12 protein-coding genes are annotated in these 12,666 nt (G+C 63.4%); 2 read left to right on the top strand and 10 right to left on the bottom strand.

From position 1 onward, the window contains the following. The first annotated feature begins 194 nt into the window (after positions 1–194). The gene (locus tag ACVJNE_RS22735; RefSeq protein ID WP_499569020.1) at positions 195–1,727 is read left to right on the top strand and encodes a YifB family Mg chelatase-like AAA ATPase; all 1,533 of its coding nucleotides are present in this window, start codon (positions 195–197) and stop codon (positions 1,725–1,727) included. 207 nt (positions 1,728–1,934) lie between these two features. Here the strand turns inward: ACVJNE_RS22735 and ACVJNE_RS22730 are convergent, their stop codons facing one another. From ACVJNE_RS22730 to dnaK, 10 genes are all read right to left on the bottom strand, one after another. Beyond that, positions 1,935–2,558: a transglutaminase-like cysteine peptidase gene (locus tag ACVJNE_RS22730; protein WP_499569019.1), complete on the bottom strand. Its 624-nt coding sequence runs from the start codon at positions 2,556–2,558 to the stop codon at positions 1,935–1,937. A gap of 151 nt (positions 2,559–2,709) precedes the next feature. Next, positions 2,710–3,987 (bottom strand): polyhydroxyalkanoate depolymerase, encoded by a 1,278-nt coding sequence (locus tag ACVJNE_RS22725; protein WP_499569018.1) that lies wholly within the window; start codon positions 3,985–3,987, stop codon positions 2,710–2,712. Positions 3,988–4,128: 141 nt separating this feature from the next. Continuing rightward, positions 4,129–4,683 carry a GNAT family N-acetyltransferase gene (locus ACVJNE_RS22720; RefSeq protein WP_499569017.1) on the bottom strand — a complete coding sequence of 185 codons (555 nt, stop codon included), beginning with the start codon at positions 4,681–4,683 and terminating at the stop codon, positions 4,129–4,131. Then, entirely contained in the window at positions 4,673–4,966 is a 294-nt protein-coding gene (locus tag ACVJNE_RS22715) for a DUF1330 domain-containing protein (RefSeq protein WP_173188577.1), read from the bottom strand. Before ACVJNE_RS22715 ends, ACVJNE_RS22720 begins: the two co-directional genes overlap by 11 nt. Positions 4,967–4,986: 20 nt before the next feature. Next, on the bottom strand, positions 4,987–5,685 hold the full coding sequence (gene pyrF / locus ACVJNE_RS22710) for an orotidine-5'-phosphate decarboxylase (RefSeq protein WP_499569016.1): 699 nt from the start codon (positions 5,683–5,685) through the stop codon (positions 4,987–4,989). Next, positions 5,675–6,223 (bottom strand): histidine phosphatase family protein, encoded by a 549-nt coding sequence (locus ACVJNE_RS22705; RefSeq protein WP_499569025.1) that lies wholly within the window; start codon positions 6,221–6,223, stop codon positions 5,675–5,677. Before ACVJNE_RS22705 ends, pyrF begins: the two co-directional genes overlap by 11 nt. Before the next feature lie 27 nt (positions 6,224–6,250). After that, positions 6,251–6,841 carry an NADPH-dependent FMN reductase gene (locus ACVJNE_RS22700; protein ID WP_499569015.1) on the bottom strand — a complete coding sequence of 197 codons (591 nt, stop codon included), beginning with the start codon at positions 6,839–6,841 and terminating at the stop codon, positions 6,251–6,253. Between the two features lie 90 nt (positions 6,842–6,931). After that, the gene (pmtA, locus tag ACVJNE_RS22695) at positions 6,932–7,534 is read right to left on the bottom strand and encodes a phospholipid N-methyltransferase PmtA (protein ID WP_499569014.1); all 603 of its coding nucleotides are present in this window, start codon (positions 7,532–7,534) and stop codon (positions 6,932–6,934) included. Positions 7,535–7,643: 109 nt separating this feature from the next. Beyond that, complete coding sequence (gene dnaJ / locus ACVJNE_RS22690) at positions 7,644–8,771, bottom strand: molecular chaperone DnaJ (RefSeq protein WP_368801403.1); 1,128 nt, start codon at positions 8,769–8,771, stop codon at positions 7,644–7,646. Between the two features lie 215 nt (positions 8,772–8,986). After that, positions 8,987–10,903, bottom strand: a complete 1,917-nt coding sequence (gene dnaK / locus ACVJNE_RS22685) for a molecular chaperone DnaK (protein ID WP_499569013.1) — start codon at positions 10,901–10,903, stop codon at positions 8,987–8,989. A 258-nt stretch (positions 10,904–11,161) separates the two neighbouring features. On the opposite strand from dnaK, the gene ACVJNE_RS22680 reads away from it, so the two are divergent. Then, on the top strand, positions 11,162–12,532 hold the full coding sequence (locus ACVJNE_RS22680) for an HD-GYP domain-containing protein (RefSeq protein WP_499569012.1): 1,371 nt from the start codon (positions 11,162–11,164) through the stop codon (positions 12,530–12,532). Positions 12,533–12,666 lie beyond the last annotated feature (134 nt).

Here is a 12,666-nt window from a genome sequence, read left to right as displayed (position 1 = left end):
AGTAGGGGCGGGACAGAACGGACATGGCGAAAGTTCCTAAGTGACTGGAATCTTTCTAACCCGTCCGAATGGGTTTGTCAAATATATAATCGCCCGTTGGGGCAGCTTTGTGCTTCACTGAACGCTGGCTGGTTCATTCCGGGACAGGGGATCGTTGCTTGGTTCGAGCCGGCGGCGGGAAAGGCTGGGGCAGCATGGTTTCGCGCGTAACGACAGTCGCATTCGAAGGTATCGAGGCCGTGCCGGTCGATGTCCAGGTGATGGTGGCGCCGGGCAAGGTCGGCATGCAGATCGTCGGGCTCGCCGACAAGGCGGTGACCGAGAGCCGTGAGCGGATACAGGCTGCGCTGCATGCGTCGGGACTGTCGATGCCGGCCAAGAAGGTGACCGTCAACCTTGCGCCGGCCGACCTGCCCAAGGAGGGCAGTCACTACGACCTCCCGATCGCGCTCGGCCTGATGGCCGCGCTGGGTGCGATCCCGCATGATGCGCTCGCAGGTTATGTCGTCGTCGGCGAACTGGCTCTCGACGGCACGACGGCGCCGGTAGCCGGTGCACTTCCGGCGGCCATTGGGGCCAATGCGCTCGGCAAGGGTCTGATCTGCCCGCATGGCGTGGGGTCCGAGGCGGCATGGGCCGGCGCGGATATCGACATTCTCGCGCCGCGCAGCCTGATCGCCATTGCCAACCATTTTCGCGGGACGCAGGTTCTGTCGCGACCCGAGGCCGCCGTTCATGCAACTCCCGGCAACCTGCCGGACCTTGCCGATATCAAGGGCCAGGAAAGTGCCAAGCGGGCACTGGAGATCGCGGCTGCCGGCGGCCACCATCTGCTGTTCTGCGGTCCACCGGGTTCCGGCAAATCGATGCTGGCACAGCGCCTACCCTCGATCCTGCCGCCGCTGTCGCCGCGCGAACTGCTGGAAGTGTCGATGATCGCCTCGGTGGCAGGCAGCATTGTCGGCGGCAAGCTGTCGGACAGACGGCCTTTCCGCGCGCCGCATCACTCGGCAACTATGGCCGCCCTGACGGGCGGCGGCTTCCGCGTCAGGCCCGGCGAGGCCTCGCTCGCGCATCACGGCGTGCTGTTCCTCGACGAATTGCCGGAATTCTCGCCGCAGGCGCTCGATTCGCTGCGCCAGCCGCTCGAAAGCGGCGAATGCGTGGTGGCACGCGCCAACGGCCGGGTTGCTTATCCTGCACGGTTCCAGCTCGTGGCGGCAATGAACCCGTGCCGGTGCGGCATGGCCGGCGAGCCGGGCCATCGCTGTGCCCGAGGACCGCGCTGCCAGAGCGACTACCAGGCGCGCATTTCGGGACCAATGCTCGACCGTATCGACCTGCGGGTCGAGGTGCCGGCCGTCACCGCCGCCGATCTGATCCGGCCGGCCCGCGCCGAATCAAGCGCCGCGGTTGCCGAGCGCGTGGCCAGAGCGCGCGCTGTCCAGGCCAACCGCTTTACAAGCCTTGGTCTGGAAGGGGTCACGGTCAATGCAGCGTGTCCAGCGGCCTTGGTCGAAGAAATCGCGGCTCTCGATTCAGGTGGCGCAGCACTGCTCGGCGAGGCCAGCGAGAAACTCGGCCTTTCGGCGCGTGCCTACCACCGGGTGCTCAAGGTCGCACGAACGCTCGCCGACCTCGATGGCAGCGACACGGTCGGCCGCCTTCATCTGGCGGAGGCGATTTCGTATCGCATGGCCGGCGAAAGGATCGCGCAGGCGGCGTGACGGTTACATGGAATCGTCGCGGAGGGGTTGGCCGCACTCTCAGCGGCACGGCTGTGTTCACGCCACTCCCCTCGGCACAAGGAAGAGCTTTACCGGCCGATGCCGGGAGCTTGGTGCCAATAGCTGCCTAATCCGCAGCGCCTGACAGGCTCGGTGGCCGCTTCATGGTCACGAAGTGGCGGCAAAGCATCCCGAGTTGAGGAAGCGCTACTCGAGTGCGCCCACCAGCATGTTCTGGTCTTCGCGCAGCGTTACCCAGCGGCCTGTATGCGTGCTCGCCTGGCGCTTGAGATAGCGATAGCCCGTCTTCTGCCAGGGGCGCAGTTCGTCGCTCAGATTGTCGAGGATGAAGTCACCACGGTCGGTGCGCAGCGTCAGCACGGCATGGCCCTCGCCATCGGGCTTGCGGACAACGGTGACCAGCAGATTGGAAAGCGGAATGCCCTTGGCGGCAAGCTGCCTGCGCTTTTCCAGCGCGTAGTCCTCGCAATCGCCAACGCCCTGGTCAGGATACGCCCACACCTCGTCCTTCCCGTAGATGTCGAAGTCGCTCATCGGCTTGACCGCGCGATTCACGTCCAGGTTGACCTGAATGACCACGCGCCTCAGCGCGTCGGTCAGCACGATCGGTCCGCGGTCGCGAAGGCGGGAGGAGCACTCGGACGGATTGGCGCGGCAGAATTCGTAGTGACCGATTGGCTGCGAGGTCAAACCGCCCGTTGCCATTGCGCCGACGCCGGATGCCTCTGACATCGTTCCGGTCGTTGCCGCAAGGAACATCACCACGGCCGCGAGCGGCCACAGCCGCCACCTCCCAAGTGTGGCATTCATATCGCCCAAGCCCCTATCACCGATTCTTTTGCTTGTTAAAGAAACGTTAAGCGGGGTTTTTCGACCCGTCAATTGACGGGATCGTGAGGATTGGCGGGATGGTTACTGTAGCTGCGACAGTGTGGCGTCTCGCACACAGTGCGAGACGGGCTCAGCTCTTGGAGCTGACGAGGCGCGGCTTCGCGGCCGGCTTCGCCTTCGTCTTGCCATGGCTTGCCATGAAGTCGACGATGCGCGGAACGATCTCGGCGCGGAAACGCGAACCGTTGAAAACGCCGTAATGGCCGACCTTCGGCTGCATGTAGTGCGCGCGCATCTCTTCAGGGATGTTGACACACAGATCGTGCGCGGCCTTGGTCTGGCCGACACCGGAAATGTCGTCGTTCTCGCCTTCGACTGTGAACAGCGCCACGTTGCGTACCGCGCTCAGGTCGACCAATTCGCCGCGATGCTTCATCCGGCCTTTCGGCAAATCGTGCCGCACGAAGACTGTTTCCACAGTCTGGAGATAGAACTCCGCCGTAAGGTCCATGACGGCCAGGTATTCGTCGTAGAAGTCGCGGTGCTTTTCCGCCGAATCGCCGTCGTCCTTCACCAGATGCATGAAGAAGTCCTTGTGGGCGATCAGATGGCGGTCGAGATTCATGCTCATGAAGCCCGAAAGCTGGAGAAAGCCGGGATAGACATCGCGCATGAAGCCGGGATTGGGCCACGGCACCTGCATGATGACATTGTCGCGGAACCACTCGATGCCCTTTTCCTCGGCAAGCAGGTTCACCGCGGTCGGGTTGCGACGCGTGTCGATGGGCCCGCCCATCAGCGTCATGGAGGCAGGCGCGAAGCGATCGCCGCGTCCCTCCATCAGAGCTACGGCTGTCAGCACCGGTACCGATGGCTGGCACACGCCTATCACATGCGTTCCCGGTCCGATGTGGTGCAGCATGTCGATGACGTAGTCGACATAGTCGTCCAGGTCGAAACGCCCGTCTGCCAGCGGCACCATGCGGGCGTCCGTCCAGTCGGTGATGTATACGTCGGCATGCGGCATCATCGCCTCGACCGTACCGCGCAGCAGCGTCGCATAGTGGCCCGACATCGGCGCGACGATCAGCAGCTTGGGATCGGGCCGGCGGCCGGCGGGCAGCTCGCGCTGGAAATGGAGGAGATTGCAGAACGGCCGCGACCAGACCACGCGCTCCGTTACCGCCACCTCGGAGAAATCGACCTTGGTCGTCTCTAGCCCGAAAGCCGGCTTGGCGTAGCGCCGTGTGGTGCGCTCGAACACCTCGGCGGCAGCCGCAGCCGAGCGACCCAGGGGCGTCGCGGCGAGCGGGTTGAGCGGGTTCTGATAGAAAAGCCGCATCGCGTCGGCATAAGCACGAAAAGGCTGCAGCGCAGCATGGTTCAATTCGTAGAGCTGATAGTACATCGGCGCTCCTGACGGCTGCGGCCGGCAGCGGGACACAAGATCGCCGGTCGAAGCAGATGTTATGCGGCAAAAGCTAACAGTCTTTTGCTGCATTGCAATAGAATACAGCCTTGGCGCGTGTTTACGATGCGTCCTTCAATTTCAGCATGGATGCACCATCAGAACGCGGGACGCGGCAGCGATGCCTTCGGGCAACTCCTGATGGAAGACGTCGCGCAACGGCGCCGACGCCTGTTCGAGCGGCAGTTCTACGAACCCCAGCGCGGCATAAAAGGGGGCGTTGAACGGGACCGCGCGGAACGTGGTCAGCGTGACGCCGCGCAGTGCCCGTTCACGACAGCGTGCGATCACCGCGCGTACCAATGCGGAGCCCAGGCCCCGGCGGCCATGATCGGGATCGACCGACAACTCCCGCAAATGCAGGCAATCGCTCCGTGCTCCGGAAACGGCATAGCCGACAGGCCTGCCCTCGCCAGCCACCGCCACCAGCACCTCATGCCCCGTCGCCATAGCGCGGAAATCGGCCACGCTGGCAAACGGATTGTCGGCGATCTCGGGATAGCCATGCGCCCGGAAGAGCTGCGCTGCCCGGTTCTCGATTCTCAGCAGCGCTGCATCGTCAGCCGGGCGATGCGCACGGATACTGTAGCCCGGCGGCGCTTCGAATGCCGCCACGAATGCCTGTTCAGCCGTCATTGCCTTCCACGATAGTGATCTCACCGTCGGCGACGGTGACCCGGATCGCCTTTGCGGCCTGATACTCTGGCGAGTTGTAGCAGTCGAGCGCCGCCTGCATCGACGGGAACTCGATCACCACGTTGCGCGCGCGGCCGGCTCCCTCCATGGCCTGCGAGGCGCCGCCTCGCGCGAGGAAGCGTGCGCCGAAGCGTTCGAATGCCGGTTTGGCAGTCGAGACATAGTCCTTGTAGCGCTCGGGGTCGCGTACATCGACATGGGCAATCCAGTATCCTTTTGGCATTTCATCCTCCCTGGTTTGACTCAGGCTGCCTGCATCTCGGCCACAATGGCCTGCGCGGCCGCGCGCTTGTCCGGCGCGGCAACGATCGGTCTTGCCACTACGAGGTGGCTTGCGCCGGCGCGCAGCGCGTCCGCCGGCGTCATCACGCGTTTCTGGTCGCCATGGTCGGCACCGGCCGGCCTGATGCCGGGCGTGACCACTGCAAGGTCCGCGCCCACGATCTTGCGCACCGCCGCCGCTTCGGGGGCAGCGCAGACGATGCCGCCCATGCCGGCCGCAAGTACCTGCTCCGCGCGGCGCAGCACAAGCGTGTGCGGATCGTATTCGTAGCCGGCCTCCACAAGATCCTTCTCGTCCATCGAGGTCAGCACGGTAACGCCCAGCAGGCACAGATCCGACCCCCTGGCAGCGGCAACCGCCGCGCGCATGGCCTTTGGATAGGCATGCAGCGTGAGCATGGTTACCCCCATGTTGACGACGCTCTCGACGCCCTGGGCCACCGTGTTGTCGATGTCGAGCAGCTTCATGTCGAGGAAGACGCTCTTGCCGTCGGCGACGAGGTCGCGGGCGAGCTCCAGTCCGCCGGCGAAGGCCAACCGGTACCCGATCTTGTAGAAACTCGCGACGCCATCGAGGTCCCGAACCGCCTTTTCGGCGTCAGCAACATTCGGCAGGTCCAGCCCCACGATCAGTCGTTCGGTCATGTTTTCAGATACCATCGAAATCCTCCATCGGTGTCCAGTCGCAAAGCAGGCCGCCATCGGCCAGGGTGAATGCAAAGATGTTGCCGCCGCCGGGTGGCTGGTCCCTGTCGCGCGCGATGGCCGTGCCGGTCAGCCGACACTTGAGCAACGTTCCCACGCCGCCATGGCCGACGAGCAGGACCGGTTCCGTGGGCTCGTGGCGTGTCAGCGCGCGTTTCACCGCGCGTTCGATGCGATCGGCTGCGTCGACGGCGCGTTCCCAGCCGTTCCAGCTTTTGTCCGGTTCCGCGAAAAACTGATTGGCGGCTGCCTCAAAGGCGGGAGGCTCCAGAAAGCCTGTCGAAGAGCGGTCGTTTTCGCCCATCTGCGGGTCGATCTCGATCGGCACGCGCAGATGCGCGGCGATCATGGCGGCCGCCTCCACCGCCTTGGTCTCGTCGCTCGACAGGATGTATTTCACCGCGCGCAGCCATGGCCTGTCGAGCACCGCTTCGACACGGGAGCGACCAACGCCTGAAAGTCTCCAGAGAGGAACGGGAATTTTCGAATCTATCTCAACCTGGGGATGGGTAGTAGCCGATCACCGCGCCACCCTGTCGGAGGCCTGCCAGGCGCGCTCGATCAGCGCCGCGCAGACGCGATGCATCGACTTGCGCAGCCGCTCCTCGCGGAACGCGCCATCCTCGTCAAAGGCCTGGTCGGCGTTGGGCACCGAACATTGCGGCGCGATCACGTCCATCTGGATATGCGCCAGAACGGCGCGCAGATGCGCAGCACTGCGAATGCCAGCAAAGTGGCCGTCCGAGGACGAGCAGATCGCGACCACCTTGCCCGGCAGCGGACGCAGCGACCTGCCGTCGTCGGTCTTGACGCGACTTATCCAGTCGATGGCGTTCTTCAGAAGGGGCGGCATCGAGCCGTTATATTCGGGCGTGGCGATCAGAATGCCGTCATGGGCGGCAAAGAGGCGCGCGAGCCGATAGGCGTTCTCGGGGACGCCTTTCTCCTTCTCGAGGTCCTGATCCATGATCGGGAGCGGGTAGTCGGCAAGCGAGATGCGCGTCACTTCCGCGCCCTGCACCGCCATTTCCTTCTGCGCCACGTCCGCCGTCTTGCCGCTATAGGCTCCGGTGCGGATCGAGCCGGCGAAGACAAGGATTTTCGGCGTCATGTCGGGGGGTGGCCTCCCGTTGGGTCGGCACCGCATAGTCCGATCCGACCTGCTTGTCAAAGGTGGCGGCGTTTTATCGGCCGCGCTTCATCAGGAAGCCTTTGGCCTGCTGTAGAGCCACAGCTGGGTCGGCGGCAGATTCCTGATGATGAAGTCGAAATGCGCCACCGTATAGTTGCCCTTGCCCGGAGGAACAGGCGAGAGCGGACCGTATGTGAGCTGCACGATCGGCCGGCCGGCGGGGATGCGATCGAGCAGGCTCTCTACATATGCAATGCGCTGGACAACGGGGAAATTGAGGAGCGGCACACCAGAAATGACGGAATCGAATACGGTGTCGCGCTTGTCCCCCAGCGTCTTGTCCAGATCGAAGGCGTCACCATGGATGACGTTCACGCCGGGGTAATTCAGACGCAGATGCTCGACAAAGTCCGGCGAATATTCGATTGACCACAGATTTTCGGGCTTCACGCCAGCTTCGAGAATGGCCTTGGTGATAACGCCCGTGCCAGGCCCCAGCTCAAGCACAGGCAGTCCGGACTCGGGATTTACGACGGTCGCCATCTTCCGCGCCGTGACGCTGCTCGTGGGCACGATGGAACCCACTGCACGAGGCTTGTCGATCCAGCCTTTGAAGAAGCGCAGTTCTTCATCGAAGCGGCGCGCAAGCGACCTGCGAGGGGTTTCTGCCATGCGATGTCGCCTCCCGGGTAGGAAATGTCGCTTACTAAACTAAAGTGGCGTTTTTACGTTGCAAGCGGGCCTGCAAATTTTACCCTGAAATCAAGGCGCGCCAAAACCACTACGCCTTGTCGCCAAACGATTCGAAGAAGTCCTTCATGCGGGTGAAAAAGCCCGTCGATTGCGGGTTGTTCTCCTGCGAGGAGATCTTTTCGAATTCCTCCAGCAATTCCCTCTGACGTTTCGTCAGGTTCTGCGGCGTCTCGATCGCCACCTGAATGTAGAGATCGCCGATCGTCGGCTGCCGCAGGATCGGCATGCCCTTGCCGCGCAGGCGGAACTGCTTGCCGTTCTGGGTACCTTCAGGAACCTTCACCCGGGTCTGCGTACCGTCGAGCGTGGCCACCTCGAACGAACCGCCAAGCGCGGCAGTGGTCATGGAGATCGGCGCCTTGCAGAAGAGATCGGCGCCGTCGCGCTGGAAGAACTCGTGCGGTTTCACCGACAGGAATATGTAGAGGTCGCCGGAAGGGCCACCACGCAGCCCCGCCTCGCCTTCGCCCGCGAGCCTGATGCGGGTGCCGTCTTCGATGCCTGCTGGAATGTTGACCGAGAGCGAGCGCTCCTCGGTGACCCGGCCCTGGCCCGAACATTTCGGGCAGGGGTCCTCGATGGTCTGGCCGCGGCCCTGACATTGCGGGCATGTACGCTCGATCGAGAAAAAGCCCTGCGAGGCGCGCACGCGGCCGGAGCCCTGGCACATCGAGCAGGTCACCGGCTGGGTGCCCGGCTTCGCGCCGCTTCCCGTGCACTCGTCGCAGACCACGGAAGCCGGCACGTGGATCTGGGCCGTCTTTCCGTTGAAAGCCTCCTCGAGCGTGATTTCCATGTTGTAGCGCAGGTCGGCGCCACGCTCGCGGCCGCCGGAGGACCGCCGCTGGCGGCCCATCATGTCACCGAAAATGTCTTCGAAGATGTCGGCGAAGCCGCCGGCACCGAAGCCCTGTGCCCCGCCCATGCCGCCATTTTCGAAAGCTGCGTGGCCGAAACGGTCATAGGCGGCACGCTTTTGCGGGTCCTTGAGCGTTTCGTAGGCCTCGTTGATTTCCTTGAACTTCTGCTCACAGGCCGAATCGCCGGGATTGCGGTCGGGATGGAACTGCATGGCGAGCTTGCGGAACGCGCTCTTGAGTTCCTTTTCGTCCGCCCCCTTCTGCACCCCGAGCGTTTCGTAGAAATCAGCCTTCATCGTCTTTCCTGGGCGGTTGGCCGCCTTGGTTCAAGCGTCGGCGCAGGGTCTATGTCTGCGCCCTCACGCGGCTGGACATCGATTTAATGAGCCTTGGCCGCTTTTGCCATAGTCCGCGCTCTAAGGATCGGCTTTGGCGACTTCGGGAGGGTGGCTCCCGTCCGTACACGGAAAAACCCGGCGCAAGGCCGGGTTTCCGTCGTTCGTCAGGCCGTTCAGGCCGACTTCTTCTTGTCGTCGTCGTCGATTTCCTCGAAATCGGCATCGACGACATCCTCGCCGCTCTTTTCGGCATCGGCCTTGGCATCCGCCTCGGCGGTTTCCGCCTGGCTGGCCTCGTACATGGCCTGGCCGAGCTTCATCGAGGCCTCGGCGAGCGCGTTAGACTTCGCCTTGATATCCTCGGCGTCGTCGCCCTCGATCGCGATCTTCAACTCGGCCACGGCATCCTCGATCGCCTTGCGGTCGTCCTCGGAGACCTTGTCGCCATAGTCCTTCAGCGACTTCTCGGCCGAATGGACGAGCGCTTCCGCCTGGTTGCGAGCCTCGACCGCCTCGCGACGCTTCTTGTCGGCGTCGGCATTGGCTTCGGCGTCCTTGACCATCTTCTCGATGTCGGCGTCGGACAGACCACCGGAGGCCTGGATACGGATCTGATGCTCCTTGCCGGTGCCCTTGTCCTTGGCCGAGACGTTGACGATGCCGTTGGCGTCGATGTCGAACGTGACCTCGATCTGCGGCACGCCGCGCGGTGCAGGCGGGATGCCGACCAGGTCGAACTGGCCGAGCATCTTGTTGTCGGCCGCCATCTCGCGCTCGCCCTGGAAAACCCGGATCGTCACAGCCGACTGGCTGTCCTCGGCGGTCGAGAAGACCTGGCTCTTCTTGGTCGGGATCGTGGTGTTGCGCTCGATCAGGCGGGTGAACACGCCGCCCAGCGTCTCGATGCCCAGCGACAGCGGGGTCACGTCGAGCAGCAGCACATCCTTGACGTCGCCTTGGAGCACGCCGGCCTGGATGGCCGCGCCCATGGCGACGACCTCATCGGGGTTCACGCCCTTGTGGGGCTCCTTGCCGAAGAACTGCTTCACGACCTCGTGGACCTTGGGCATGCGGGTCATGCCGCCGACCAGGACCACCTCGTCGATCTCGCCGGCATTGAGGCCGGCATCCTTCAGCGCCGCCTTGCAGGGGCCGATCGTGCGCTGCACCAGATCGTCGACCAGCGACTCGAACTTGGCGCGGGTCAGCTTCATCGTCAGGTGCTTCGGACCGGTCTGGTCGGCCGTGATGAAGGGCAGGTTGATCTCGGTCTGCGAAGAGGACGACAGCTCGATCTTGGCCTTTTCGGCGGCCTCCTTGAGGCGCTGAAGAGCCAGCTTGTCGTTCTTCAGGTCAATGCCCTGTTCTTTCTTGAACTCGTCGGCCAGATATTCGACCAGACGCATGTCGAAGTCCTCGCCGCCGAGGAAGGTGTCGCCATTGGTCGACTTCACCTCGAACACGCCGTCGCCGATCTCCAGAACCGAGATGTCGAAGGTGCCGCCGCCAAGGTCATAGACGGCGATGGTCTTGCCGTCCTTCTTGTCGAGACCGTAGGCGAGTGCGGCCGCGGTCGGCTCGTTGATGATGCGCAGGACCTCGAGCCCGGCGATCTTGCCGGCGTCCTTGGTCGCCTGGCGTTGGGCGTCGTTGAAGTAAGCGGGAACGGTGATGACCGCCTTCTCGACCTTTTCGCCGAGATAGGCTTCCGCCGTTTCCTTCATCTTCTGCAGGATCATCGCCGAAATCTGGCTTGGCGACTGCTTCTTGCCGCCGGCGTCGACCCATGCGTCGCCATTGTCGCCCTTGACGATCTTGTAGGGGACTAGCTTCTTGTCCTTCTCGGTGACCGGATCGTCATAGCGACGGCCGATCAGGCGCTTGATTGCGAAAAGCGTATTTTCAGGATTGGTCACCGCCTGGCGCTTGGCAGGCTGGCCGACAAGGCGTTCGCCGTCGTCCGAAAAAGCAACCATGGAGGGCGTGGTGCGCGCGCCCTCGGCGTTTTCGATCACCTTGGCGTCCTTGCCGTCCATCACGGCGACGCAGGAATTTGTCGTCCCGAGGTCGATACCGATAACTTTGGCCATGTTCATTCTCTCCGTCTAGCAGGTCGTCCTGGACCCTATGAGGCGTTCCGGGGGACGGCCCCTTACACTCTGGATTTTCGCGGAACCGTCATCTTCGACGTCCCCGCGACGTTGCGGCGTATATAAGAAGCACCGATTTGACACGCAAGTCGCTGTAACAGGCGATTTCGCCGGAAAGGGCGTCGCACAGCCTCTTTTGGATGCAACTCAACACTCCCTTAATACCGTGGACCCATGATGGGGTGGTCGGGGGAAACCATGGGCGACGACCTACAAACTGCTGCGCAGGCGGGAATCCGCCTTTCCGAGCTCGTCGGCGCGCTCAGCTATGCGCTCGACATCAGCGAGGGCCATCCGACGGGTCACTGCGTCAGGGCCTGCTGGCTGGGTTTTCACGCGGGCAGGGAGCTTGGTCTTTCCGCATCGGAGCTTTCGGACCTCTATTACACGATCCTGCTCAAGGATGTCGGCTGCAGCAGCAATGCGGCGCGGATATGCCAGCTCTACCTGGCCGATGACATCGCCCTCAAACAGGATTTCCATCTGGTCAAGGACAGCATGCCGCATATCCTGGGCTTCGTGCTGTCGCGCACCGGCATGAAGGCAAAGTTGGCGGAGCGCTTCCGCGCCCTTCTCAACATAGCGATGCACGGCGGGAGCATCGTCAACGAGCTTTTCCAGACACGCTGCCAGACGGGCGCGGAGATCGTGCGGCAGATGCGGTTTCCAGAAGAGGTCGCGCGCGGCGTACGCGAGCTGGACGAGCACTGGAACGGCGCGGGCAAACCCATGGGGCTCCAAGCCGAAGCCATTTCCATACATGCGCGCATCGCACTGGCCGCGCAGATCGCCGACGTTTTCCATGCGAGCGCTGGGAGCGAGCGAGCAATCGCGGAGCTGCGGGCGCGATCAGGCACATGGTTTGACCCGAGGGTGGTAGAGGCTTTCGAGCGTGCGGCGCAGATGCCCCATTTCTGGACCATGCTCGATTCGCCGGAACTTCAACTGGCGGTGGCGGATCTGATAGAAGGCGACGTGCAGCAGCCTGTCGACGATGATTATCTCGACGACATCGCAGCCGCCTTCGCGAAGGTGATCGACGCAAAGTCTCCCTTCACCAGCGGCCACAGCGAGCGCGTCGCGCTCTTCACGGACATGATCGCTGAGGAGCTCGGATACGCCGACGACAGCAGGCGCCGCCTGAAACGGGCGGCGCTGCTGCACGACATCGGCAAGCTCGGCGTTTCCAACCAGATACTGGACAAGGCCGGCAAGCTGGACGAGGCGGAATGGGCCTCCGTCAGAAACCATCCCGTTCTGGGGGAAAAGATTCTCCGTCGGATCGGCATCTTCAGTGAACTGTCCCGGATCGCAGGCTCGCACCACGAGCGCCTTGACGGAAAGGGCTATCCGCGCGGATTGCATGCCGACGCGATCGACACGGACACCCGCATCGTCACGACCGCCGACATCTTCGATGCATTGACCGCCGAGCGGCCCTACAGGGCGGCGCTGCCCGTCTCGGAAGCCTTCGCAATCATGGAGCGCGACGTTGGCACCGCTGTCGATCCCGGCTGCCTCGCTGCCCTGCGCCGCGCGATGACGACTGTGGAAGCGGCTGCGGCCTGACGCTCCAGGAACAGGCTCGCAGGCATTTTCCGGAGCAGACCAGAGCGGAATCTCCGCAGACAAAAAACCGCGTACTTTCGGCCCGCCCCATCTGTAAACGTGGTGTGCCCATGCTTGCGCGGCTGGCTGCAAAC

The sequence above is a fragment of the Mesorhizobium sp. DxT genome (genome assembly GCF_058448885.1).
The sequence above is the reverse complement of the archived record's forward strand: the minus strand, read 5'-3'. Positions and strand labels throughout refer to the sequence as shown.